Consider the following 25,527-nt stretch of genomic DNA (forward strand, 5'->3'; position numbering starts at 1 on the left):
GAATCTGGCACGATAGTGCCGTGCCAATCCGCCTCCCCGCCCCGCCGCGCGCCGGGTGCACTTCCGGCATCCCCAACGACCGGCAACAATCCCAGCACGGCAGCGCCGGCGTCGTCGACCGCCGCACCGCATTGCGGCTTGCCGGCGGCACGACCGCGGGTGTGCTAGCAGTCGGTGCGGTGGCCGGATGTACGGATAAGACGGTATATCAGCCCGATCCGCTTGCCGCACAAGAGATCCTGGCGCGTGCGGACGCCGCGGCCGCGACGGCGGCAATTGCGGTGACGCCGCAGCGACATGCGGAATTGACCGTGATCGCGGACCAGCGCACCGCACACGCGGATGCGCTGCGTGCCGAAATCAACCGTGTGATCGGCGTTTACAGTGACGGCACCACGCCGACGCACCGAACCCGCGACGTCACCCCGCCCCCTTCCGGCACTTCCCCTGCCGCATCGGGCGCATCCGCATCGTCCACCACACCGCCGAGTATCGACGAGTTGCGCACTCGGCTGGCCAAGTCGCAGCAGTCCGCTGGTGATCTCGCCCGCACCCAATCCGGTTATCGTGCAGGGCTATTGGCCTCGATCAGCGCGTCATGCGCGGCGCAGGCGGGGGTGTTGCTGGCATGATTCGTGCCGAACACCATGCTCGGTTCGAAGCCGGGCACGCGAATACGACCGACTCCGCACGCCGCACAGTGCGCACGATACAACTCCCCCAGCCAGAGATGAGCGCATGACCGAAGCCGGACGCCAAGCCCTGCTCGACTATATGGGCGCGAAGACAACCGACCCCGCATGCCGAGCGGTGGCACCTTCCATGCGCGCGGCCGACCATACCCAGACAGGGATGCGGGCATGACCGAAGCCGAACGCCAAGCCCTGCTCGATGCGTTGCGGGCCGAGTACGCCGCGGTGTACGCCTTCGGCTTGATCGCGGCCTACGCCTCCGCCGAGCGAACCCGCTTGGTCGCACAAGACACCGCCGCCCACCGTGCCCGCCGCGATGCCACCATCGATGCGTTGAAGGCAGCCGGAGTCACGGTGCCGGCGCCGGACGCGGCCTACACCACACCGTTCCCGGTGAACGATCCGATCCCGGCTGCGAAGTTGGCCGTCACGGTGGAAACCGACACCGCCGTCGCCTGGCGCGCGGTCGTCGAGAACGGAAGTTCCGAATCGCTGCGCCGGACAGGGGTTGACGCCCTCACCGAATGCGCCCTGCGCCTGGCCACTTGGCAAGCCATCCTCGGCGCCAACCCACCCACGGTCGCCTTCCCAGGCAAGACCTAACCGCCCGCCACGCACGTCTTTCGCACGCCGCGCACGTCAGCGAGTTCGTGCGCGGCGCGCCAGTTCGTGCGCGGCGCGCCGGTTCGTGCCCAGCACACCAGTTCATGCGTGGCGCACTGGTTCGCGCCCAGCACACCACTTCGCGCCCGGCACACCAGTTCGCGCCCGGCACACCAGTTCATGCGCGGCGCACCAGTGCGCGCCCGGCGCAACAGCTCGCGCCCAGCACAACAGCTCGCGCCCAGCACAACAGCTCGCGCCCAGCACAACAGCTCATGCGCGGCGCACCAGTGCGTGGGGCGGCGCAACAGCTCGCGCGAAGCGCGCCGGCTCGCGCGCGCCGCGCCGGCTCGCGCCCAGCACACCAGTTCATGCGCCCGGCGCCGGTTCGCGCCCAGCACACCAGCTCGCGCCCAGCACAACAGTTCATGCGCGGCGCACCAGTTCATGCGCGGCGCACCAGTGCGTGGAGCGGCGCGCCAGTTCGCGCCCGGCGCAACAGCTCGCACCCGGCACACCAGTTCGCACCCGGCGCAACAGCTCGCACCCGGCACACCAGTTCGCACCCGGCGCAACAGCTCGCACCCGGCACACCAGTTCGCGCCCGGCGCAACAGCTCGCACCCGGGCACACCGGCTCGCACCCGGCACACCGGTTCATGCGCAAGCACGCACGCTCGCGCGGCACGCCAAGCCATGCGCTCCGGCGGCCAACCTGCACGGCGCCCAAACCTCGAGCGACGTGTCAACTGTGCGAGGTGGCGGCTGGTACGAGTGACTACGCCCGCATTTCGTAAGCGCCGTCATAGGCGGCGACTTCGGTCCAGACGCGGTCGAAGCGGGGGCGGTCGGTGACCGGAGGGCGGAGGGCGGAGGCGGCCCAGGCCTGTTGGTCGGGAGTGGCCGACGGCTTGCCGTAGAGCGTGGTGGCGTGGCCGTTGAAGTCGCGGATCTGGAAGTCGAAGATCTGCTCGACGATGTCGCGGTCCAGGCCGGTGATGGCGGCCTGCTCCAGAATCAGCTGGCCATAGACGACCAGGGAGAACAGGTGGCCGATGGTCAGCATGAAGTCCAGGTCCTTCTGCTGGTCGGCATCGGGAGCAGCCGTGGTCAGCAGGGCGCGCAGCGCTTGGGCCTGTTCGTAGAAGCGTGCGACATTCGGCAGGTCGGCGTGCTTTTCGTATACCGGGGTCCAGTCGGCGAACTGCACCTTGCCCGCGCCACGGGCCGGGCCCTGCCGGAAGAAGAACTCGTCGTCGGCCGCATCGAGGCGGGTGCCGATCTCCGGGTAGTCCTTCGGATTGAACAGGTAGTTCGGCATGAACTTCAAGATCTGCCCGACATTGACGTGCACCGTGCCCTCGAGCCGGGGCAGCGTGCCGATATAGCGCGCGACCTGCGCGAAGTAGGTGTTCTTCTCGAATCCCTTGGCGGCCAGCACATCGAGCAGCAGCGTCATGACGGTCTCGCCCTCGGAGGTCACCTTGGACTTGGTCATCGGGTTGAACAGCAGGTAGCGGCGGTCCTCGAGGCTGGCGCTGCGGAAATAGTCGACAGCGCGGTCGCTGAACAGCTTCATCGCGACGATTCGCGCATACGCATCCACGAAGTTGGTACGCACATGCGGGAATTCGGTGACGGGCTGGCCGTAGAGAATACGGTTGTTGGAGTGCGTGATGGCCTCGTAGAACGAGTGCTCGACCATGCCGATGCTGCCGTGGCACAGGTTGAACTTACCGACATTGACGGTGTTCAGCGCCGCAGAGAAGGCCTCAGGCCCGGTGGACAGAATGTCGGCGGCGGTCACCGGGTAGTCGTGCAGCGCGAAGGTGCTGACATAGAGCTGACCGTGGATGACATTGTCGATGAGCTCGTAGTTTTCGTGGCGGCTGTCAGCGGCGAACCACACGTATCCATCCGCGCCCTCGACATCAGCGCGGCGGGAGAACACCGACACCATCGATGCGACATTGCCGTTGCCGATGTAGTACTTGACGCCATTGGCGCGGAACAGGATTCCGGCCTCGGCATCCGCGCTCCCCGGTTCGGTCGGCGTCAGGATCAGATCGGTGTTGTAGATGTCGGCGCCGTGGTCGCGCTCGGACAGACCGAATGCCATCACCTGACCGTCGGCGAGATCGGCGGCCGCGCGCTTCTTGGCGTCCTCGTTCCCGCTCTGCCAGATCGGACCGAGACCCAGGATGGTGACCTGCTCGGCGTACCAGTACGCCAGACCGTAGAAGCCGAAGATCTCCGACAGCGCCGCATTGCGCGCACCGTCCCACCGCCTGTTCGCATCACCGTCGGCGTAGGCGGCGGGAGTCAGGAAGGTCGCGAACAGGCGCTCCTTCTTGACGAACTCGAGGAAATCCGACACCCACACCGCATCCGCGTCATCGGCGAGCAGCTGCCGTTTGCCCCGCGACTCGAACCACTCGATGGTTGCCCTGAGCAGCCGCCGCGTCTCGGCATCGAACTGCTTCGGGTCATAGCGGGTGGGGTTGAACAACAACGCGTCGGTGCTCGTCATGCCGCTAACTTACCAGCGGGTAACAGCAGCCAGGAGGGGGTCTGGGATTAACACGCGACACGAATCGTGCCTACGGAACCGTAGGTCCGCGCGAAGACGGGAAGCCCGGTCGACCGGACTCGGTCGACCGGGCTTCCCTATCGCTTATCGAAGTGAAGCTACTGTCCGCCGCGGACCTGCGCGAGCACCGATTCGACCACCGAATCGGCCGGGACCTCGTTGGATTCACCGGTGAAGCGGTCGCGGATTTCGACCTTGCCCTCGGCCCAGCCGCGGCCGACGACCACGACCAGCGGGACGCCGATCAGCTCGGAATCCTTGAACTTCACACCCGGCGAGGCCTTGCGGTCGTCGAGGACGACTTCGAGTCCGGCTGAATCCAGCAGCGCCGCAACCTGTTCGCCGCCCGCACGCGAGGAGTCGTCCTTATTCGCGATCACCACATGCACGTCGAACGGTGCGACCTCACGCGGCCAGCGCAGCCCCTTCTCGTCGTGCTGCTGTTCGGCGATCACCGCGACCATGCGGGAGACGCCGATGCCGTAGGAGCCCATGGTGAGCCGCACCGGCTTGCCGTTCTCGCCGAGCACATCGACCTCGAACGCGTCGGTGTACTTATTCCCCAGCTGGAAGATGTGGCCGATCTCGATGCCGCGCGCGGACACCAGGACACCGCGCCCGTCGGGTGAGGGGTCGCCGTCACGCACCTCGGCGGCCTCGATGGTGCCGTCGGGGGTGAAATCGCGGCCCGCGACCAAGCCGACGACGTGCTTGCCCGGCTCGTCGGCGCCGGTGATCCAGCTGGTTCCGGTGCCGATGCGTGGATCGGCCAAGTAGCGAACACCGTTGGCCTGCAATGCCTTCGGGCCGATGTAACCCTTGACCAGAAACGGGTTGGCGGCGAAATCGGCCTCGGTGAGCAGTTCCACCTCGGCGGGTTCGACCGCGGCGGCGAGGCGCTTGTCGTCGACCTCACGGTCGCCCGGAACACCGATGCCGAGCAGTTCGGTCTTACCGTCCGGGTGGCGCAGCTTGACCATGATGTTCTTCAGGGTGTCGGCCGCGGTGACGGGGCTCGCGGAGATGCCCGCATTGTTTGCCCAGTCCACCAGCGTCGCGATGGTCGGGGTGTTCGGGGTGTCGTGTACTACGGCCGCGGGCAGGCCATCGATGGGTTGCGGCTCGGCAGCGGGCGTGACCACCGCTTCTACATTCGCCGCATAGCCAGACTCCCGGCACACCACATAGGTGTCCTCGCCGACCGGACTGTCCGCGAGGAATTCCTCCGACGCGCTGCCGCCCATCGCACCGGAGGTGGCCGCGACGATGACGTACTTGACATCGAGCCGGTTGAAGATGCGCTGATAGGCCTCGCGGTGCGCGTTGTAGCTGGCCGCGAGTCCGTCCTCGTCGAGATCGAAGGAATAGGAATCCTTCATGATGAATTCGCGCCCGCGCAGGATGCCCGCGCGAGGGCGCTCCTCATCGCGGTACTTGGTCTGGATCTGATACAGCGTGACCGGGAGATCCTTGTACGAGTTGTATTCACCCTTCACGGTGAGCGCGAACAGCTCCTCGTGCGTGGGCCCGAGCAGATAGTCCGCACCCTTGCGGTCCTGCAGCCGAAACAGGCCGTCGCCGTATTCGGTCCACCGTTTGGTGGTCTCGTACGGCTCGCGCGGCAGCAGCGCGGGCAGCGAGATCTCCTGCGCGCCGATGGCGTTCATCTCTTCCCGCACGACCTGTTCGACCCGCCGCAGCACCCGCAGGCCCAGCGGCAGCCACGAGTACACGCCAGGTGCGATGCGCCGCACATATCCGGCGCGGACGAGGAGTTTGTGACTGGGCACCTCGGCGTCGGCGGGATCGTCGCGCAGGGTACGCAGGAACAGGTGGGAGAGGCGGGTGATCACGGAACGACAGGGTAGTCGCTGGCCGGACAATGTCTGCAAGGCATTACCGTATCCGCTCGTGCTGGTGCTGCTGCCTCCTTCCGAAACCAAGTCCGATGGCGGATCCGACGCGCCGCTGGAGCTGGATTCGCTGGCGATGCCGCAGCTCACGACGGTGCGCGACCGCCTCATCGACGAGGTCGTCAAGCTGGCCGCCGACCCGGACGCCTCGCGTGCGGTGCTCGGGCTCGGCAAGGGGGCTGATACCGAGATAGTGCGCAATGCGACGCTACGTACCTCCGCCACCCGGCCCGCACTGGAGCGCTACACCGGCGTGCTCTACGACGCCCTGAATGCCCGCTCGTTCACCAAGGTCCAACGCGCCAAGGCCTACGCCCGCCTCGGCATCGGCTCCGCACTGTTCGGGGCTGTCCGCGCCGATGACCTCATTCCCGCCTACCGGCTCTCCGGCGGTTCCAAACTTCCCGGCCTACCGACGCTTTCCGCCATCTGGCGCGATGTCCTGCCCGACGCCCTGGTCGCCGAGGCTGCCGGTGAACTCGTCATCGACCTGCGCTCGGGCACCTACCAGCAGCTCGGCCGCGTTCCGGATGCCATCACAGCCAATGTTCTCACCGAACACCCGGACGGTTCCCGAACCGTGGTGAGCCACTTCAACAAACACCACAAGGGCCTCCTCGCCCGTGCGCTAGTCCTTACTCGCGCCGACCCCACCGATATCCGCGCCGTAGCCCGCGTCGCCACCAAGTCCGGCCTGCGCACCGAAATCGCCTCCGCCACCGAACTCCTCATCATCACCAGCTGACATACGCCTTGCGACACAGATGACCGTCGCTGGCACAGGACCAGTGCACGTCGCATACCTGTCGCGAAGCCTGGTGCCGAATGTGCCCCCGGGCGGCTGTTCCCTGACATCAACGCCATACTCGGGGGATCAAACACTTCCGGCTCAGCATGACTGCGCGCCAGGCCGTCGAAATAGGGGCATGACCTGTGGCACGGTTGAATCCGCGACAATTCGGCAACAGGAGTCCGATCCGCTGCGTGGATACCGTCGGAGCGGGAAAATCGGTGTGTTCGTCCGGGACGTCGTTTGAGACTTGATGCGCACAGGTCGCGCAACAGGCTCCGCGCCGTGTGTGCGAAGTGCGCTGGCGATGCGTAGGTGCTCACGGATACCGGTGGTTACCTCGGTCATCCGCGCTCGGTGGGACGCCAGGTGCCGGCGCGGCGGATGCGGTGGGCGAAGGCAGCGGCCTGGGCCAGTCGGGTCAGCCAACGGTCCGGGGTGTCCAGGTCGGGCCAGGTCCAGCGGACGACCGCCCAACCGAGGGCGCGCAGGGCGTCCTCGCGGAGCTTTTCGGCGATCACGATGGATTCGGGCGAGCCCGGGCGGGAGTTGTTGTGGTACTTGATCATTCCATCGAATTCGCCGATCACACCCAGTGCCGGGAACAGGAAGTCGACTCGGGCGACGAATCCGCCGTTGATATCCAGAATGGTCGGCTGGAGTTCCGGTGTCGGCAGTCCAGCGGTGCACAAGACGACCCGGCTTCGCGATTCGCCGGGGCTCTCGGCGCGGCCGTCGAGGAAATCGATGACGCGGCGCGCGGCCGGGCAGCCCGGGCGTCCGCGAGCCCGCAGCAGTTGTTCCGCTAGTTCGGCACGGCTGGTGCGCCCGAGACGCAGTGCGCCGTCCCCCACCACGACAGCCTGTTCGAACGGCACCGTTCTGGCCAGGTCGACGATCGTGCGCGCCACCGTCGTCACTCGCAGATCGCCGATCTGCACGACCTCGTCCGGCTCGATGGACGCGGCGTGCATCATGACCCGACTACCCTTGCGCGCCCCGGTTCTTCGATCGCGGGTCAAATGAACGCGTGCCAACGGAATCGACCACACGGGCAGACCATGCACGACAGCCGCGGAGACATGGCTGACGACGGCAGCCGAACTGGAGCCCGCGGCGACAGCACCGGTGAGCACCAGATGCCTTTGTTCAGTAGTCAGTTCACCGATATCGGCGGCACTCAGGTACTGCCCCCGACACATCCGCCGCCAAGGTCGCCTGCCCAGCTCACGTCCGGTGAATCCGGCTTTCAGCGCATTGCGCCGGGAAATTGTTCGAGGTACGTCCACGCCACGATGTTCTCGACCAACTCCACCCAGCCGAAAGCCCCAATCTACGGATTGTGGACAACTCGCGCCCTGTGCATAACCGAACCCCCAAGGCGCACACACTGGGCGCGAGCGCAAGCGAGCCCGAATGACAGCAGTTGGCGCAGACCCGGTGAGCGTCGCACATAAGTTGCGACCTATGTGCGACGTTCACTGGATATGCGACACCGCCCGCGCCGGGCGACGGAAGTTCGGCGTGGCGCTCAGCGCTGCGCCGCGGCTAACGCGGTGCGGATCTTTTCGGCGGGGGCGGGGGCGGCGGGGTGGTCCCAGAAGGGGAGGGCTTCGGCGTAGGGGTTGCCGTAGACGGGGGTGTTCACCTGCGAGCGCCAGCTTTCGGCCAGGGAGCCAGCGTCGACCGTGTCGTAACCGAGGGTGTCGAGTAGTTCGGTGGCGGCCTTTTTCGCGTCCGTGTCATCGCCTGCGATGGGGAGGGCCGAGCGGTCGGGGGCGCCGGAAGTGCGGGCGAGGGCGGCCAAATGGGGATAGAAGATGTTGTTGAAGGCCTTGACGACCTTCGATGTCGGCAAGTGGCGCTGCAGCAGTTCGCTGCTGGTGGTGGTGCCGTCCTCCAGTTCGGGGAAGGTGCCGTCGCGGTCCGGGTAGTAGTTGTTGGTGTCGATGACGACCTTGCCCGCCAGCGGCTCCACCGGAACCTGCCGATAGTTCTTCAACGGTACGGTGACCACGACTATGTCACCCGCTGCGGCCGCCTCCGCGGCGGTGGCGGCACGTGCCCGTGGCCCGAGCTCGGCCACCAGCTCCGCCAGCGTCTCCGGCCCGCGTGAGTTACTGACGACGACATCGAGTCCGGCCGCGACCGCCAACCGGGCCAGCGTGCCGCCGATATTCCCGCTACCGATCAATCCAAGCGTTGTCATGCCCGGTCCCAACCGAGACGGCACCACGATTGTTCCCACACCCGCTCGCTGAAATCCATGTGGTCGCTGCCAGTTTTCCGACCCGGGCTGTTCTGCCGGTCGTCGGCGGCACGCTCGGGGCACTGGCGGGGGCGAACACCAAGGCGACACCACGACCGTTCCCGCCCGCCGAAATCCACGTGGCCACTGACCAATTTCCCGACCCGCCCCTTCTGCCGGTCGTCGGCGGCACGCTCAGACACTGGCGGGTGCGGATGCCGAGCCCGCAGTGGTGATCGAGTGGCTGCCGCGGCCGCGCCGCCGACTCTTCACCGGGACGCTCGACCTTGTCGGGCGACGGGTCCGTCGACGGTGGCGTCGCGGCCGCTTACGGACACCGGCTCAGCGTGCCGGTGCCGTGTGCCTCGCAGTGTCGATGTCGCGAGTGCCACCCGGATGACCTGCTGCTTCGAGAGCCCGTTCGGCGCGGTCTGCCCCGTCGGGGTTGAGCGCGCTGCCGCGAATGACGCAGTCGGGCACGGGCGATCCGGTCCCACGCGCGAAAACTCGGATGCGCGGTAAATGTTCGGTCTGTAGTGTATGGCGAGCGGCGGGGGGAAATCCGAAATGCAGGGCCGCACAAGGAATGTGACGGCGTCGAGGGGCGCACGGGGAGGTAATCGATGACGAAGTTGAATCAGATCATCGCAGTCGAGAAGGGCGTCAAGAGCGGTGCGCTGCGCGAATTGGCGCAGACCCAGAGTCAACTGCAGAAGCCGGGGCTGCTGTCCGGTATCGCACGCACCTATCAGCCGAAAGATGAAGAGGGCGAACAGCTTCCACCGGAGTCGACACGGGTGCAGGTGAAGTCCGAGGAGGTGTTGCGTCAGACGGCCGCGACGCTCACCCGGCTGTTCGATGTGACGGCGACCAAGGACTGGGCGAACTGCGAGGCCAAGGCCGATGTACGCGTCGACGAGGAAACCCTGCTGGCCGCCGTACCGGTGTCGTACCTGCTGTTCCTGGAGAAGCAACTGGCCGACCTGCACACCTTCGTCAAGAAGCTGCCGGTGCTCGACGCCGCCGAGGCCTGGGCGTTCGACGATTCGTCCGACACCTGGCGCACCGACGCCGTGCGCACCATCCGCACCAAGAAGGTGCCGCGCAACCACGTCAAGGCCGAGGCGACCGAGAAGCATCCGGCGCAAGTCGAGGTGTACTACGAGGACATCGCGATCGGCTACTGGACCACGGTGAAGTTCTCCGGTGCGCTGCCGGCTCGCCGGGTCAACGAGTTGGCCGAGCGCATCGAAAAGCTTCAGCAGGCAGTGAAATTCGCCCGCGAGGAGGCCAATGGGAGCCAGGTCACCGACCGCAAGACCGGTGATGTGATCTTCCGCTACCTCTTCCGCTGAACCGGTCGGGGGCGCACAACCACCCCGACCCCACATACTCCCCCGCCGCGTGCGGGGGAAGCGCAAGAGCGCAAACTCAAACTGAAGATAAGCCTGAAGACACGGTGACAGTGCGGGTTCGAATCCCGCTCCGGGCACAGGTCCGGATAGCCCAATTCGGTAGAGGCAGCCCGAATCTCAGACTCTCGCTCCAGATTGAGCATTCGCCGCCGAACACCCCATCATGAGGAGAGGACATAAATCGCGACGAGATATGGGTTCAAATCCCGTTCTTCCAGCCACAATGGAAGATGGTCTAATCGTATGACACGTCGTAATGAGTTTGATCCGATCCCACCGATCCGGTGCGCGAATTTGGGTGGCACCAAGGAACCCGAGGGCAGGCTACGCCCTCGGGTTCCCTTGCCTCCCCGAATATTCGGGCCAAACGCTTCCGAGCGTCCGACAGCCCGTACCCGTCCTGCGTCAGAGCGTGGTTTGGACGCACTCCACGAATTACCCGTGTCGTCCCGAGACCAGTCGGCGCTCTCGGCGTAGTGCGCAGGATCGCTAGATGGTGTTCCCGTCGGCGACAGCCAATGCGCGATCGAGGATGTCCAGTCCCTCTTTGGCTTCGGCCTCGTCGATGATGCACGGTGGAACGACGTGGATTCGGTTGAAGTTGACGAAGAGCAGCAAGCCCGCCGCTTTGGCGGCGGCGATCGTTTCGTTCATGGCCGTGCTGGTGCCGCCGTACGGTGCGAGCGGTTCGCGAGTTCGCTTGTCGCGCACCAGTTCCAGTGCCCAGAAAACTCCGGTTCCGCGCACCTCACCGATGCTGGGATGGCGTTCGGCGAGCTCGCGCAGGCCGGGTCCGAGGACGCGGGTACCGATATCGGCGGCGTTCTCCACGATTCGCTCGTCCCGCATCGCAGTAATGGTCGCGACCGCGGCTGCCGTCGCGAGCGGATGACCCGAGTAGGTCAGTCCGCCCGGATACGGACAATCGTCGAAAGTCGCCGCGACGGCTGGGCTGATCGCGACGCCGCCGAGCGGAACATAACCGGAATTCACGCCCTTGGCGAAGGTCAACAGATCGGGGACAACACCCTCGAAGTGCGCTATGGCGAACCACTTTCCGGCGCGTCCGAACCCCGACATCACTTCATCGGCGATGAAGACGATGCCGTATTTATCGCATAGCGCCCGGACACCCGCCATATACCCGAGCGGTGGAACCATGATTCCCGCTGTGCCAGGAATGGATTCGAGCACGATCGCCGCGATAGTTTCCGGCCCCTCGAACACAATGGTCTGTTCGAGGTGCGCCAAAGCCCGTTCGGCTTCCTCGTTTTCGGTGCTCGCATGGAATTGCGAGCGGTACAGAAATGGACCGAAGAAGTGGACTACGCCGCTATTGCCGTGATCGTTGGGCCAACGCCGCGGATCGCCGGTGAGATTGATCGCCGTATCGGTGCCGCCGTGATATGAGCGGTAGCGCGAAAGCACCTTGTAGCGGCCGGTATGCAAGCGCGCCAGCCGAACCGCATGTTCGACGGCATCGGCGCCGCCATTGGTGAAGAAGATCTTGTCGAGCTCGCCCGGTGTCCGCTCGGCGATCAGCCGGGCGGCCTCGGAGCGGGCATCGTTGACGTGCTGCGGTGCGATGGTACACAACTTGGCGGCCTGCTCCTGCACCGCGGCAACGACTTTCGGATGTTGGTGGCCGATATTGGTGTTCACCAACTGTGAGGAGAAATCGAGCAGACGATTGCCGTCGCCGTCCCATACGTAGCATCCCTGAGCCGCGGTGATGGTCATGGGCGTGCGCTGCGCCTGCGCGGACCACGAGTGGAATACGTGGCGGCGGTCGAGTTCGTAGGCACGGTCGACGGCCTGCCGGTTGAGTTCGGGCGCCGATCCATTCGGCAAGGTCATCGAATTCTCCTGCGAGCTATTTGTTCTGGGGGAATCCGAGTTCGAGTCCGCCGTGGCTGGGATCGAGCCAACGCGTCGTGACGGCCTTGCCCCGCGTGAAGAAGTGCACGCCCTCGATGCCGTGCGCATGCGAATCACCGAACAGCGAGTTCTTCCAGCCACCGAAGCTGTAGTAGGCCATCGGAACCGGAATTGGCACATTGATGCCGACCATGCCGACCTCCACCTCATTGTGGAAGCGCCGGGCCGCGCCGCCGTCATTGGTGAAGATGGCGGTTCCGTTGCCGTAGGGATTGGCATTGACGAGTTCCAGCGCGTCGTCATAGCCGTCGACGCGCACGACCGATAGGACCGGCCCGAAGATTTCGTCGGTGTAGACGCTCATATCGGTGGCCACATGATCGAGAACCGTCGGCCCGAGCCAGAATCCATCCGCTTCGCCATCGGCCTGTACGCCGCGGCCGTCGAGAACGACACTGGCACCGGCTGTTTCGCCCGCATCGATGTAGGCGGCGACTCGATCGCGATGCTCACGGGTCACCAACGGGCCCATATCGGTATCGCGGGAGCCGTCACCGGTCCTGATGGTCTCGGCCCGCTCGATGATCTTGGTGACGAGTTCGTCTCCGACCGCACCGACCGCCAGCACCACACTGATGGCCATGCAACGCTCCCCCGCGGAGCCGAATCCGGCATTCACCGCGGCATCGGCGGCCAGATCCAGATCGGCATCGGGCAGCACCACCATGTGGTTCTTGGCCCCGCCGAGCGCCTGCACGCGCTTACCGCTGGCAGTGCCGCGCTGATAGACGTACTTCGCGATGGGTGTGGAGCCGACGAACGACACGGCCTTGATAGAGGGATTGTCGAGCAGTTCGTCGACGGCGACCTTATCGCCCTGCAGCACATTGAAAACCCCTGCGGGCAAACCGGCTTCGTGCCACAGCTCGGCGAGCCACAGCGATGACGACGGGTCCTTCTCACTCGGCTTGAGCACCACGGTATTCCCGGCCGCGATCGCGATCGGGAAGAACCACATCGGCACCATTGCCGGAAAATTGAACGGCGATATCACCGCGACCGGTCCCAACGGCTGGCGAATCGAGAAGATATCCACTTTCGTCGAGGCGTTTTCGGTGAATCCGCCTTTGAGCAAATGTGGGATACCGCAGGCGAATTCGACCACCTCCAAGCCGCGGTTCACCTCGCCGAGCGCATCGGAGTGCACCTTGCCGTGTTCGGCGGTGATGAGCTCGGCGAGTTCTTCTTTGCGCTCGTTGAGCAGTTCGCGGAAGCGGAACAGGATCTGCGTACGACGCGCCAGCGAGGTGTCACGCCAGTCCGGGAATGCCGCCTTGGCCGACGCGATCACCGCCCTGGCATCCTCGACACCGGCCAATGCGACCTGCCCGGTCACCACCCCGGTCGCCGGATTCGTCACCGGCGCGGTCGCGGAGTTCGTGCCCGCGAAGGGTTTGCCGTCGAGCCAGTGCGCGATTGTCTGCATATCTCCTCGATTCGCTCCGATGGTGTCGTGGTTCCGACTCTGCACCATCGAGACCGGATTTCAGCCCGACGTTCTGTATTCGATATCGGATTTCCTATTACGATTCGTCGGATGCTGCTGTCTGTCGCCGATGTGCTGACGATGCCGGTCGTGCGCGCGGGCGAACCGGAGGTCGTCGGTGCGGCTGCGCTGGATCGGCCGGTGCGGTGGGTGCACGTCAGCGACCTGCCGGATGTCGCCGAATTGCTGGTCGGCGGGGAGCTGATGCTGACCACCGGCTTGGCATTGACCGGAAGTGACGAGTCGACGGTCGCGTATCTGAATTCGCTGGCCACCGCTGGGGTGGCCGGACTGGTCATCGAACTCGGCGCGGCCGTGCCGCAGATGCCGCCGATCGTCACCGAGACATCCGACGCACTGGGACTCCCGGTCATAGCACTACATCGTGTCACTCGCTTCGTCGAAATCACCGAGGCCGTGCATCGGGTGATCGTGGCCGACCAATACGCCGAACTCGAATTCGCGCGCACCGTACACGAGACGTTCACCGAGCTCAGCGTGCGCCGCGCCGCGCTGGCCGAAATCGTCGAAACGGCGGCGAACATGCTCGATTCCTCGGTCGTACTGGAGGATCTGGCGCACCGGGTGCTGGCCATGACCGCCCGGCACACCAGCACCTCGGCGATTCTGCAGGACTGGGAGACCACCTCGCGACTGCTGCCGCAGGGCTGGGATGTGGTGCAGGTCGGCCCGCATACCCAGCGCTGGGGTCGGCTGATCCTGCGTTCGAGCCGGGTCGCGACGCCGCGCGCCCGCATGGTGCTCGAGCGTGCCGGACAAACACTGACGCTGCACCGGATGATCGAGAAGGATCGCTTCGGCTTATATCGTCAGGCGCAGACCGGACTCATCGACGATATGGTCAACGGCCGCGTCCTCGACGAACGCGATGCGCAGGCCAGGGCCGCGGCGCTGGGGCTGTTGACCCGGCGCGTGCAGTATGTTCCGCTCACGATCGACGTTGCCGTCCTTGCCGAATCCGATCAGGTCGCCAGGCAACGCCGCAGCGCGGGCGTGCTCGACGCGGTCACCCACGGCCTCGGACTGTCGAAGGCCACCGCCTTGACCGCGCCCGAACACGGCGACAGGGTCGCCATGCTGCTCGCGATCGCGCGCAGCGCCGACCTCGACGACACGCTGCGCACCGTCTGCTCGGCGATCATCGCCGAAGTGCGACGCGTGGATGGGGTGCGCCGGGCGGTCATAGGCGTTGGCGCGCAAGCAGGTTCGTTACTGGACACCGCGCGCGAATTGGCGCATGCGGCGCACATCGCCGAGGTCGCGTTATCGCTGGAGTCATCGGCGTCGGATCGCCCGCGACCGTTCTATCGCAGCGGCGATATCCGCCTGCGCGGACTGCTCTCGCTGATCCGCGATGAACCGGGTGTGCAGAGCTTCGCCGAAACGGAACTGAGTGCGTTGCTGCGCTACGACATTCGGCATGCCACCGATCTGACGCGCACATTGCGACAATTCCTAGACCTCGCTGGTAATAAGACCGAGCTCGCCAAGCGGCTCAATATCAGCCGACCGACCCTTTATGACCGGCTCGCCCGCATCGAGCGGATTCTCGATGTCGACCTCGAGGACGGCGAATCGCGCACCTCACTACATACCGCACTACTCATCCGCGATCTGACCGCCGACTCGAACTCCAGGACCGACAAGTGATTTCGATCGGATCGGGAATGTTCCCGCCTCGGCGAGCGTTTCACCAAGCCATGACAGCTGTGCTCTCCGAGGAATTGAAGAAGTACCTGGACGAGTCGAAGGTCTTCGCGACCGCGGCCACGAACGGACCGAACGGACAACCGCACCTGACCGTCATCTGGCTCGAGCGCGATGGCGACGAGCTGCTGTTCTCCACGACGGTGGATCGGCAGCAGGGCAAGAACCTGGCCCGTGATCCGCGGATCACGGTGATGATCAATCCGCCGGACAACCCTTACGTGTACGCGGAGATTCGCGGCATCGCCACGATCACCCCCGATCCGGACAGGGCACTGCCGGACAAGCTGTCGCACCGCTACAACGGGATGCCCTACGCCGAATTCAACCCCGCCTCTGTCAACGACGGACCCCGCGTGATCGTCCGGGTGACCCCACGCAAGGTCGCCGGTCGCCTATGAGCTCGCCGGGCGGGGTTCAGCCCTGCCCGGCCTCTTCGCGCGCATGCTGTGCCTGGCCGACCTCGGCCGCCGTATAGCGCAGCGTCAGTGCCACCAGGCCGACCAGCAGTGCGCCGATGGCGGTGACGAAAAGTACCAGCGTGTAACCACTTCCGAGGGCATCCAGCTCGGCGGGCGTCATATCGGTGGGCTTACCCATCCGCCCGCCGTGCGACACTGTGCGGGAGGCCGCGACCGGCGCGAGCAGACCGATCGCGAAGGGTGTGCCGAGGTTCATGAACATCTGGCCGACCGCCGAGAGCGGGCCGATATTCTTCGGCCCGACACCGACCAATACGCACAGCGGGACGATCACCACGGCTACCCCGATGCCGAAGCCGATCATGATGAACAGCCCCAACAGCGTCGGCCAGTACGGCACGCCCCGTTCGAGCGTCGAGCCGAACAGCAGCCCGACGACGAGCAGCGCCGCGGCACCGCTCAACAACCAACGCGGCGCGACCGTCATCGCCAGCTGCGAAGCCGTGGCGGTGCCCATACCAGCACCGATGGTGAATGGGACGAACGCGACCCCGGCGACCAGCGGGCTGTATCCGACGACATTCTGCACGAACAGACCCGCGAAATAGGTTGTCGCGGCCAACACTCCGCTGGCCAGGAAGATGGCGCCGAAGGTGGCGACCCGATCGCGCTTATCGAAGAGCGACCAGGGCAGTAGCGGGTTCTCCACCCACCGTTCGGCGAGGACGAAGACGATCAACAACACCAGACCGACGGCAATGGAACCGATGATGACCGGACTGTCCCAGCCGAATTCGGGCCCTTCGGTCGCGCCGAAGACCAGGGACGCACACGCGAGGGTGCCGAGTACGGCCCCGCGCACGTCCAGGGATAGTCGGTGGTGGGTGGTGTCGCGCAGCCGCAGCACCGCACCCGAGAGAATCAGCGCACCGATCGGCACATTGATGAGGAAGATCCAGCGCCAGCTCGCCTCGGTGAGCGCGCCGCCGACCACCAGTCCGCCGACCGAGCCGATCGCCATCATCGATCCGAAGATCGCGATCGCCTGGTTGCGTACCCGGCCGGGCGCGAAAGTGGTCGCGACCAGGGCGAGTGCGGTCGGGGCCGCGAGTGCGGCGCCGGTGCCCTGGATCGCGCGCGCCGCGATCAGCATGCCCGCGTTCTGCGCGAGACCGCACAGCAGCGACGCCAGTGTGAACAGCGCGACGCCAACGATGAACATGCGTTTGCGCCCGAACGAGTCGCCGATCCGGCCGCCGAGCAACATCAAACCCGCGAACGGCAGACCGTATGCGGTGACCATCCAGGCACTACCGGAACTCGATAATGCCAGTTCGTCCTGTAGACGGGGCAAGGCCAAAATCACCACGGTGCCGTCGAGCACGACCATCAATTGCAGCCCGCTCAGCACCAGAATCGCCAGGCCGAAGGCCCGCCGCGTCACCGGATACGGCATCGTAGCGGGATTGTCTGGCACAGTCAGCCACTGTAGTCAGAGCGACGGATGACAGGTAGCGGCCCCGTCCGCGGCACCACCGGCATGGAGCCGGTACGCTGCGACTCCTCTTGCGCGTGCTGTGCCTCGGCCAGTTGTCTCGGCGTATAGCGCAGAGTCAGCGCGATGAAGCCAGCCAGCACCGCGGCCAGCGAGCAGACCGCGAGCACCAGCGTGTATCCGCTGCCGAGAGCGACGATCTCGGCCTCGTTCATATCGGCCGCCTTGCCGGTGCGCCCGCCCATCGACATGGTGCGTGATGCCGCGATGGGAGTGAGTAGACCGATGAAGACCGGAGTCGCCAGGTTCATGAACATCTGCCCCACCGCGGACAGTGGGCCGATATCGGAGGCTGGCACGCCGACGAGCACGCACAGCGGCGCCAGCACCATTGCCACGCCGACACCGAAGCCGATCACGATCAACAGCGGCAGCAGAGTGGTCAGGTAATTCACGCCTCCGTCGAGCTGCGAGCCGACCAGCAGTCCGGCGGACAGCACGAATGCCGCGCCGCATACCAACCAGCGCGGTGCGACGAACAGCGCCGCCTTGGAGGCCACCGCGCCGCCGATGCCGATGCCGATGGTGAACGGGATCGATGCGATACCCGCCACCAGCGGTCCGTAGCCAAGCACATTCTGCAGGAACTGCGCGACGAAGAAGGTCATCGCGCCGAGTACGCCACCGGCCAGGAAGATCAGTAGGAAGGTGGTGACCCGATCGCGGCTGTCGAACAGCGACCACGGCAGCAGCGGATCATCGACAGTGCGCTCCACGACCACGAAAACGATCAGCAGCGCCGCGCCCGCCACCAGCGCACCTATTACGGCCGGACTACCCCACCCCAACTCCGGCCCCTCGGTCGCGCCGAACACTATCGACGCGCAGGCCAGGGTGCCGAGGACCGCGCCCTTGATATCGAGTGCGGATCGGTGGTGTTCGGTGTCGGCGAGTTGGGACAGCGCACCGAGGATGATCAGCACGCCGATGGGCACATTGATCAGGAAGATCCACCGCCAGGACAGCTGGGTCAGCGCACCGCCGACCACCAGACCGCCGACCGAGCCGATACCGACCATCGAGCCGACGATCGCAATGGCCTGATTGCGCGCCCTACCTGGCGCAAAAGTGGTCGCGACCAGTGCGAATGCCGTCGGCGCCGCAATCGCCGCGCCTGCACCCTGCACGGCGCGGGCCGCGATCAACATGGCCTGACTCTGCGCCAATCCGCACATCAGCGAGGCGATCGTGAACATGCCGACGCCCACGATCAGCATGCGTTTGCGACCGAACGCATCCCCGAGTCGCCCGCCGAGCAGCATCAGCCCCGCGAAGGTCAGACCGTAGGAGGTGACCGTCCACGCGCCGCCCGCGCTGGTCATGCCCATTTCCTCTTGCAGTCGAGGCAGGGCGAAGATGACCACGGTGCCGTCGAGAACAACCATCAGCTGCAGCCCGCTCAGCACGAGAATGGCGAGCCCGAAGGCCCGCTGCGTCACCGGGTACTGCGTCTTCGCAGGGGGATTATCGAGCACGGTGAGCCACTGTAATTGATCCGGAACCCACGTCTCCGCTCCCGCGGCCGCGATTCATCTTGTCATAGCCAAAGTCACTGGGCGGTTGTGAAACCCTCCAGTTGCGGCAGCCGATCGGCTGTGCCATCGAATATCGCGGCCCGGATGCTGCAACGATGAAGCCGGAACGAACCGAGGTGAGCTCATCGAACAGCATCGACGCGATGATTCGTCGATCCGAGGATGCGTTATCCGGCAGCGGAGTTGGCCTGCGGTTCGGCGGCATCGGCGGAGAAGCCCGCAGTGGGCCCGATCACAACGATCGCGGGTGGGCGGATAGCTTCGTCGCGGACGCGAGCGGCGACAGTGCCGAGGTCGGCGCGCAGGATACGTTGGGTACGCAGGGTGCCCTCCTGGATCACCGTCGCCGGGGTATCGGCAGGCCGGCCGCCCTCGATGAGGGCCGTCGCGAATTGTTCGATGCGCTCGACGGCCATCATGAGCACGATGGTGCCGCGCAGGCGGGCCAGCGCGGGCCAGTCGACGAGGGAGTCCGGATGATCGGGTGCGACATGGCCGCTGACCACCACGAATTCATGGGTGACGCCGCGATGGGTCACCGGAATGCCCGCGGCGGCGGGCACGGAGATCGGACTGGTGATGCCGGGGACCACGGTCACCGGGATGCCCGCTTCGACGCAGGCCTCGAGTTCCTCATAGCCGCGCCCGAATACATACGGGTCGCCGCCCTTGAGCCGCACCACGAATTTGCCCGACTTGGCGCCCTCGATCAGCGCGGAATTGATCGCCTCCTGCGCCATCGCCCGTCCGTAGGGAATCTTGGCCGCATCGATCACCTCGACGTCCGGACCGAGTTCGGCGAGTAGTTCCGGCGGTGCGAGCCGGTCGGCGACAACGAGATTCGCGCGGGCCAGCAGGCGGCGGCCGCGCACCGTGATCAGATCCGGATCACCGGGACCGCCGCCGACCAGCGCGACACCCGGAGTGATCGGCGTCGAATCATCGTTCACCACACCTGATTGCAGCGCCTCGAGCAGTGCATTGCGCACCGCCGCGGATCGCCGATGCTGTCCACCGGCCAGCACGCCGAGCGTCAGGCCGTCGTGGCGCGCGGTCGCCGGAGTTACCGCCGTGCCCAGTCTGGCCACATCGGCGCGCACGCAGAAGATCCGTCGCTGGGTGGCCTCCTCGACAACGGCCGCATTGGTCTCGGGTTCATTGGTGCATGCGATCGCGTACCAGGCACCGTCCAGATCGCCGTCGACGTAGGCGCGCAATGTCAGTGTGAGTTGCCCCGATGTAGCCATCCCCTCCACGGCCGGGGTGACTTCGCGACTGACGACGTGCACGTCCGCCCCGGAGGCGATCAACAACCCGAGCCTGCGCTGCGCCACCGTCCCGCCGCCGACCACGACGACGCGTCGTCCATTGAGATCGAGCCCGACCAGGTAGTTCGGATCACTCGCGGGACGGTCGGCCGGATTGATTTCCGGCTGGTCATCGGTAGGTACTGACGTGTTCGGCACAATGTTCGAGCCTACGTCCTGCATGCACGCGCCCGGCAATCACCCGCCTCGGTCGGCCTCCCTATACTTCGGCCCATGAATCGCTGGGGGTCGGGCGGCGTGATCGGATGGCTCGGGACGGCTTCGGCCGAACCGACTTGCACCGACACGCACTGGAGCAACCAGACCGGCAGGGTGGAGCCATGACACAGCCGGAGCAACTGCTCGAGGTGGCTTACGCGGAGGCACTGCGCGGCCGGGCCGAAGGCGGGATTCCGATCGGCGCGGCCCTGTTCGCGGCCGACGGCACCCTGCTCGGGCGCGGGCACAATCGGCGGGTGCAGTCCGGTGATCCCAGCATGCACGCCGAAACCGATGCGTTCCGCAATGCGGGTCGCCGTCGCGACTACGGCTCGACCATCATGGTGACCACCCTGTCACCGTGCTGGTACTGCAGCGGTCTGGTGCGCCAGTTCGGGATCGGCGCGGTGATCATCGGGGAAGCGCAGACCTTCCGCGGCGGACAGGACTGGCTGGCCGAGCACGGCGTTGTGGTGACCGTGCTCGACGACCGGCGCTGCATCGACCTGATGACCGAATTCATCGCGGATGAACCGCTGCTCTGGAACGAAGATATCGGGGTAGCCGGGGATTGATGTCGGACAAGGGGTTCAGCGGAAGTATGGATAGTCCTGCACCCAGTTGAACCCACGGCCGCGCAGCGGGAAGCTGTTCGGATCGACATGCAGCAAGGTGATGGTCACCGGCCGGCCGTTCAACTGCCCGCTGAGCGTCAGACGGTCGGGCGCTGGCTGTTCGAAGGTGAAGTCGGCGATGTGGGTGGGTTGCGCGTCCGGCCGCTCCGGCGGTGCGGATATCGAGATCTTGTGGGCGGCGGTATCCACAGTGGGAACGGCGGGTACAAGGCTGCCGTCCATCTTCTGGTAGGTCATTCCCGGCACATCGAAAACAACACGCTGCCAACGAGTTCGATCAGTGGTCAGCGGCGGCACCGGTACACCGTCCTGGGTGAATTCCGATACCGTCCAGATCCCGTACAGCGGCGGCTTCGGGCTGCCACCGCCGCCCTCGTTCCAGTACTTCAGGCCGGTGTGCACGAAACCCGATGCCATCCACACCGCCAGGACGACTTGCAGAGCGATCGCGATCCGGCGAGTTCGGTTGCCGCGGAATGGATCCGGCTGCGTGGCGGGTTCGGACGGCCGATTCAGCACCAGCACATTCGCCAACCGCCGCGCCTGCGGTGCGAGCAGCACCATGCTCAGCAGCATGAGGTGGAAGGCCAGGATCTTGACCGGCACGTCGAAGGTCATATTGAGCACGAACACCTGCGCCAGGCTCACCAGGCTCAGCATGGCGCCGACCGTCGCGGTCCTCGGCAGAAACAGCAGCAGTCCGCCGAGCAGTTCAGCGCAGCCGAGCAGAATTTCGTAGGGGGGTGAACTTCCGACCTGATTCCACAGCACCGAAGCGGGGCTGAATGCACCGTAGGGCTGCAGCAGTTCGGCCAGCGTCGGCTCCGGCATCTGCGTCGGAATCGCCTTGGCGAATCCGTAGAGCAGCATCTGCCCGCCCAGGCACATCCGGATGAGGAGCAGGAACCAGGCCTGTAGCCGCCGATAGTTCGGTCTGCGCCGGTCCAGCGCTGTCCAGGCGAGGGTCGCCACCGCGGCGGCGATCAGTACGCAGAAGACGAATGTCCAGATGAAGTATTGATCGCCGCTGCCCGAATCCTCGCGCAGCACGACATCGGTATCGAAGAACAGTCGTCCGGCCGGTTCGATTATCGGACGCAAGGCGCGAAATTCCCAGAGCACCGCATCGTCGGGCAGCGATTCGGCGAGCAACCCGGCGAAGGCGAACGGAATCTGGGTGAACAGTAGACAGAACAGGCCGAAATAGACGAAGGAGAACCGAAACGCGATCCTGGTCAACGGATTCCACCGGGCCGTCGGCTCGGGCGGTGTGACGCTGTCTTCCCGATCGAGAACCGCTGTACCGGCCGCGCTCACGACTGCGCCTCGCCGACGCTCGATTCCGTCGTGCGCGAAGACACCCTGCGCCGATGGTTCACTCGCAAGCGCTCGCTCACGCCAGTCCCTCCCTCTCACGACTCCAGGTCAACCGACGGTATCGGCGCGGGAACTCGACCGCTTCCAGGAAAACCCCGATTCCCACCCCCACCTGTCGGCGTACGCGACTCCGCCCGAAGTATGACCTCCACCTGGTGCAGCGGATTGTCAATACCGAATATCACCTAGTGAGGGTCGCTCGATTTCTTCGAATTTCTGCGGTAAGCACCGACTAGAACGCGTTACAGTTTCCGCAGGCACATCCGTCAGGAGGACAAAGAATGGCCGACGATCCCGATCCCACCGCGCGACGGCAGCTGACCGTCAGCGCGCGGGACCTCGACACCTTCGCCGAGGACCTGTCCCGGTGGCTGGGCGGCAAGGTCCACGCGGACCACCCGCCCAGGATTTCGGCGCTGTCGCGGCCGCAGGGGGCGGGTATGTCGAGTCCGACGGTGCTGTTCGATGCGCAATGGAGTGTGGACGGGCGCGCCGACGGCGGTTCGTTCGTGGCCAGGATGACACCGGAGGCCGATTCCTTCCCGGTCTTCGAAAACTACGACCTGGAGCTGCAGTACCAGATCATGGCCGGGGTCGCGGCCGCCGCTGCGGTGCCCGTCCCCGAACTGTGCTGGCTGGAAACCGACGACAAACCGCTCGGCACAAAGTTTTTCGTGATGCGCCGGATCGAGGGTCGGGTGCCTTCGGACAATCCGCCGTATGTGTTCATCGGCTGGCTATTCGACGCGAGTCCCGAGCAGCGGGCCGAACTGACCGCGAAGACCGTCGAGGTCATTGCGAAGGTACACGAAATCCCGGATCCGGCACAGCGATTCCCGATGCTGGACGGTCCGGGGCAAGCGCTGCGCCGACATGTCGAGTGGCACCGCAACTGGTACCGCTGGGCATTGGCCGATGACGGCTATTCGATTCCCCTGATCGAGCGGACCTTCGACTGGCTCGACGCGCACTGGCCCGCCGATCCCGGTCCGGACGTGCTGAGTTGGGGCGATTCGCGACCGGGCAACATCCTGTACGACGGCTTCACCCCGGTCGGTGTACTCGATTGGGAGATGGCCGGGCTCGGCCCGCGCGAACTGGATATCGCCTGGGTGATCTTCATTCACCGCTTCTTCCAGGACCTTGCCACCCGCTTCGACCAGCCCGGACTGCCGGACTTCCTGCGCCGCGCCGATGTCGTCGCGAAATACGAAGAGCTCACCGGATATTCGGTTCGCGACCTCGACTTCTACATCGTGTACGCCGCGCTGCGGCACGCGATTGTGATGGCCAGGGTCAAGCGTCGGATGATCCACTTCGGCGAGGACACCGACACCCCGGACCGCGACGACTACGTGATGCACCGAGCAAGCCTCGAGGCGCTGCTCGACGGAACCTACGAATGGGATTGACGATGCCTTCCCCCCTCGACGAATACCCGATCCACCAAACCCACCTGTCCATGTCCCGAGTCGCCAGCAGCGACCGGAACTTCTACGACAGAAACTATTTCAATGGTCACGACCGCGACGGCGGCACCTTCTTCGTCACCGGCGGCGGGGTGTATCCGAACCTCGGGGTGATCGACGCATATGCCTGCGTCCGGCGCGGTGATATCCAGCGCGCGGTCCGCTTCTCCGACGCGCTCGGCGATCGCGGCGTCGACCTGCGCGTCGGCGGCTACCGCATCGAGGTGCAGGAGCCCCTGCAGCGGATCCGAGTGATCTGCGAGCACGATGACCTCGGCTTCGACCTCACCTGGCACGGATCGTTCCCCGCCGTCGAGGAACAACCGCATCTGATCCTCAACGGCAACCGCCCGATCATCCAGGCGACCCGGTTCGCACAGGTCGGCTCCTGGGAGGGGACGCTGCACGTCGACGGCGCCGACCTCACGGTCGACCCGGCCGTCTGGATGGGCACGAGGGATCGCTCCTGGGGCATCCGCCCGGTCGGCGAACCCGAGCCGCCGGGCCGGGCCGCCGCCGAACCGTCCGGCGGATTCTGGTGGATGTACGTGCCGCTGCGCTTCGACGATTTCGCCATCGTGCTGATCCTGCAGGAGGAGCCCGACGGCAAGCGCACCCTCAACGACGCCGTGCGCATCTTCCCCGACGGCCGCACCGAACAGCTTGGCTGGCCGCGCTATCACATCGAATACCGGTCCGGCACACGTCATCCCATCGGAGCCCGGCTGGAACTGACCACCCCCGACGGTAAGCCGGTCGAGGTCGAGGTCCGGACCGTCACCAATATCCCGCTGCACGTCGGCTGCGGCTACGGCGGGGATCCGGACTGGTTGCACGGTCGATGGATGGGGCGCGACTGGACCTCGAGCAGCAGTTACGACCTCAGCGATCCGGCCATCGCGGGGCGCATTCCGTTCGGGGTCATCGACCATGTCGCGCACGCACGTTGCGGGGATTCCGAGGGGTGGGGCCTGTTCGAACACGGGAGTCTCGGGCGCCACGATCCAACCGGGTTCGCAGACTGGGGTTCGGTCGCGCCGTAGGGTTTTCGGTGGGCGCGTGCTCGTACGTGCCCACCCGCGCCCGTAGCGACAATGACACAGCGTGCGGGGCCGAAGGGCACAACGGTTTCAGCTCGTCGGGCGAGCCAGTTCGGGACGTTTCAGGTAGTCGGTCAGCCCGATCACATTCCCCCACGGATCGCAAACCTCTACGCTCCAACCGGTTCCGACCTCGAACGGCGCGCTGACCACCTGCACGCCGCGCCCTTCGAGCTCGGCCGTCGCCACCAACGCATCCGGCACTTCCAACCACAGCCGCATTCCGGACAGCCCGGCCTCCCCCGCCCGCGGATCCACGCGAGCCATCACACCGGCCACCTCACCCCCGATATCGAATACCGCAATCCCCTGCTCCGGCAGCGTGAACTTCACCGCCAGACCCAGGACGGCACCGTAGAACGACACCGCGGCATCCAGGTCACCGACCGGAACCAGCACATTGTCGATACCTCGGATCTCCATCAGCCCACTAAACCACGCCGGTGCACGGGATCGGCGCGGATTCGATCGGCTTCCCCCGGTTGAGAAATGTCATGCTGGCGGGC

21 protein-coding genes and 1 tRNA gene are annotated in these 25,527 nt (G+C 65.7%); 11 read left to right on the top strand and 11 right to left on the bottom strand.

The window, feature by feature from the left end:
- Nucleotides 1-20: 20 nt before the first annotated feature.
- On the top strand, nt 21-632 hold the full coding sequence (locus ACQP2U_RS30855) for a hypothetical protein (protein ID WP_433710681.1): 612 nt from the start codon (nt 21-23) through the stop codon (nt 630-632).
- Between the two features lie 228 nt (nt 633-860).
- Complete coding sequence (locus tag ACQP2U_RS30860) at nt 861-1,295, top strand: ferritin-like domain-containing protein (RefSeq protein WP_433710682.1); 435 nt, start codon at nt 861-863, stop codon at nt 1,293-1,295.
- Between the two features lie 777 nt (nt 1,296-2,072).
- Here the strand turns inward: ACQP2U_RS30860 and ACQP2U_RS30865 are convergent.
- Together ACQP2U_RS30865 and ACQP2U_RS30870 are read right to left on the bottom strand one after the other, a co-directional pair.
- Complete coding sequence (locus ACQP2U_RS30865) at nt 2,073-3,824, bottom strand: acyl-CoA dehydrogenase (RefSeq protein ID WP_433710683.1); 1,752 nt, start codon at nt 3,822-3,824, stop codon at nt 2,073-2,075.
- Nucleotides 3,825-3,982: 158 nt separating this feature from the next.
- Complete coding sequence (locus ACQP2U_RS30870; RefSeq protein ID WP_433710684.1) at nt 3,983-5,737, bottom strand: proline--tRNA ligase; 1,755 nt, start codon at nt 5,735-5,737, stop codon at nt 3,983-3,985.
- Between the two features lie 58 nt (nt 5,738-5,795).
- Between ACQP2U_RS30870 and yaaA the strand changes: the two genes are divergently transcribed.
- Entirely contained in the window at nt 5,796-6,542 is a 747-nt protein-coding gene (gene yaaA, locus ACQP2U_RS30875; protein WP_433716631.1) for a peroxide stress protein YaaA, read from the top strand.
- A gap of 389 nt (nt 6,543-6,931) precedes the next feature.
- On the opposite strand, the gene ACQP2U_RS30880 is transcribed toward yaaA, so the two are convergent.
- Both ACQP2U_RS30880 and ACQP2U_RS30885 read right to left on the bottom strand, forming a co-directional pair.
- Entirely contained in the window at nt 6,932-7,876 is a 945-nt protein-coding gene (locus ACQP2U_RS30880; protein WP_433710685.1) for a hypothetical protein, read from the bottom strand.
- Between the two features lie 242 nt (nt 7,877-8,118).
- Nucleotides 8,119-8,796 carry an NADPH-dependent F420 reductase gene (locus ACQP2U_RS30885; protein WP_433710686.1) on the bottom strand — a complete coding sequence of 226 codons (678 nt, stop codon included), beginning with the start codon at nt 8,794-8,796 and terminating at the stop codon, nt 8,119-8,121.
- A gap of 59 nt (nt 8,797-8,855) precedes the next feature.
- Here ACQP2U_RS30885 and ACQP2U_RS30890 point away from each other — a divergent pair, with 59 nt between their 5' ends.
- The 3 genes from ACQP2U_RS30890 (at nt 8,856) to ACQP2U_RS30900 (ending at nt 10,471) form a co-directional block, all read left to right on the top strand.
- Entirely contained in the window at nt 8,856-9,071 is a 216-nt protein-coding gene (locus ACQP2U_RS30890) for a hypothetical protein (protein ID WP_433710687.1), read from the top strand.
- A gap of 387 nt (nt 9,072-9,458) precedes the next feature.
- Entirely contained in the window at nt 9,459-10,190 is a 732-nt protein-coding gene (locus tag ACQP2U_RS30895; RefSeq protein WP_433710688.1) for a hypothetical protein, read from the top strand.
- Between the two features lie 143 nt (nt 10,191-10,333).
- A tRNA-OTHER gene (locus ACQP2U_RS30900) sits at nt 10,334-10,471 on the top strand.
- 268 nt (nt 10,472-10,739) lie between these two features.
- Here ACQP2U_RS30900 and ACQP2U_RS30905 read toward each other — a convergent pair.
- Both ACQP2U_RS30905 and ACQP2U_RS30910 read right to left on the bottom strand, forming a co-directional pair.
- Nucleotides 10,740-12,107 (bottom strand): aspartate aminotransferase family protein, encoded by a 1,368-nt coding sequence (locus ACQP2U_RS30905; RefSeq protein ID WP_433710689.1) that lies wholly within the window; start codon nt 12,105-12,107, stop codon nt 10,740-10,742.
- 16 nt (nt 12,108-12,123) lie between these two features.
- The gene (locus tag ACQP2U_RS30910) at nt 12,124-13,614 is read right to left on the bottom strand and encodes a CoA-acylating methylmalonate-semialdehyde dehydrogenase (protein ID WP_433710690.1); all 1,491 of its coding nucleotides are present in this window, start codon (nt 13,612-13,614) and stop codon (nt 12,124-12,126) included.
- A gap of 111 nt (nt 13,615-13,725) precedes the next feature.
- Between ACQP2U_RS30910 and ACQP2U_RS30915 the strand changes: the two genes are divergently transcribed.
- Nucleotides 13,726-15,345 carry a PucR family transcriptional regulator gene (locus ACQP2U_RS30915; RefSeq protein ID WP_433710691.1) on the top strand — a complete coding sequence of 540 codons (1,620 nt, stop codon included), beginning with the start codon at nt 13,726-13,728 and terminating at the stop codon, nt 15,343-15,345.
- Nucleotides 15,346-15,395: 50 nt separating this feature from the next.
- On the top strand, nt 15,396-15,803 hold the full coding sequence (locus tag ACQP2U_RS30920; RefSeq protein WP_433710692.1) for a PPOX class F420-dependent oxidoreductase: 408 nt from the start codon (nt 15,396-15,398) through the stop codon (nt 15,801-15,803).
- Nucleotides 15,804-15,819: 16 nt separating this feature from the next.
- Here the strand turns inward: ACQP2U_RS30920 and ACQP2U_RS30925 are convergent, their stop codons facing one another.
- From ACQP2U_RS30925 to cobA, 3 genes are all read right to left on the bottom strand, one after another.
- Nucleotides 15,820-17,301, bottom strand: coding sequence for an MFS transporter (locus ACQP2U_RS30925; protein ID WP_433710693.1), 1,482 nt, complete (start codon nt 17,299-17,301; stop codon nt 15,820-15,822).
- 2 nt (nt 17,302-17,303) lie between these two features.
- Nucleotides 17,304-18,854 carry an MFS transporter gene (locus ACQP2U_RS30930; RefSeq protein ID WP_433710694.1) on the bottom strand — a complete coding sequence of 517 codons (1,551 nt, stop codon included), beginning with the start codon at nt 18,852-18,854 and terminating at the stop codon, nt 17,304-17,306.
- A 227-nt stretch (nt 18,855-19,081) separates the two neighbouring features.
- The gene (cobA, locus tag ACQP2U_RS30935; protein ID WP_433716632.1) at nt 19,082-20,341 is read right to left on the bottom strand and encodes a uroporphyrinogen-III C-methyltransferase; all 1,260 of its coding nucleotides are present in this window, start codon (nt 20,339-20,341) and stop codon (nt 19,082-19,084) included.
- Nucleotides 20,342-20,562: 221 nt separating this feature from the next.
- Between cobA and ACQP2U_RS30940 the strand changes: the two genes are divergently transcribed.
- Entirely contained in the window at nt 20,563-21,015 is a 453-nt protein-coding gene (locus ACQP2U_RS30940) for a nucleoside deaminase (RefSeq protein WP_433710695.1), read from the top strand.
- A 15-nt stretch (nt 21,016-21,030) separates the two neighbouring features.
- Here the strand turns inward: ACQP2U_RS30940 and ACQP2U_RS30945 are convergent, their stop codons facing one another.
- Entirely contained in the window at nt 21,031-22,392 is a 1,362-nt protein-coding gene (locus ACQP2U_RS30945; protein ID WP_433710696.1) for a DoxX family protein, read from the bottom strand.
- A 341-nt stretch (nt 22,393-22,733) separates the two neighbouring features.
- On the opposite strand from ACQP2U_RS30945, the gene ACQP2U_RS30950 reads away from it, so the two are divergent.
- Both ACQP2U_RS30950 and ACQP2U_RS30955 read left to right on the top strand, forming a co-directional pair.
- Nucleotides 22,734-23,864 carry a phosphotransferase family protein gene (locus ACQP2U_RS30950; RefSeq protein WP_433710697.1) on the top strand — a complete coding sequence of 377 codons (1,131 nt, stop codon included), beginning with the start codon at nt 22,734-22,736 and terminating at the stop codon, nt 23,862-23,864.
- A gap of 2 nt (nt 23,865-23,866) precedes the next feature.
- On the top strand, nt 23,867-24,964 hold the full coding sequence (locus ACQP2U_RS30955; protein WP_433710698.1) for a hypothetical protein: 1,098 nt from the start codon (nt 23,867-23,869) through the stop codon (nt 24,962-24,964).
- A gap of 87 nt (nt 24,965-25,051) precedes the next feature.
- Here the strand turns inward: ACQP2U_RS30955 and ACQP2U_RS30960 are convergent, their stop codons facing one another.
- Nucleotides 25,052-25,444 carry a VOC family protein gene (locus ACQP2U_RS30960; protein ID WP_433710699.1) on the bottom strand — a complete coding sequence of 131 codons (393 nt, stop codon included), beginning with the start codon at nt 25,442-25,444 and terminating at the stop codon, nt 25,052-25,054.
- Nucleotides 25,445-25,527 lie beyond the last annotated feature (83 nt).

Origin of the sequence: Nocardia sp. CA-084685 (assembly GCF_050955785.1) — a bacterium.
Lineage (GTDB): Bacteria > Actinomycetota > Actinomycetes > Mycobacteriales > Mycobacteriaceae > Nocardia.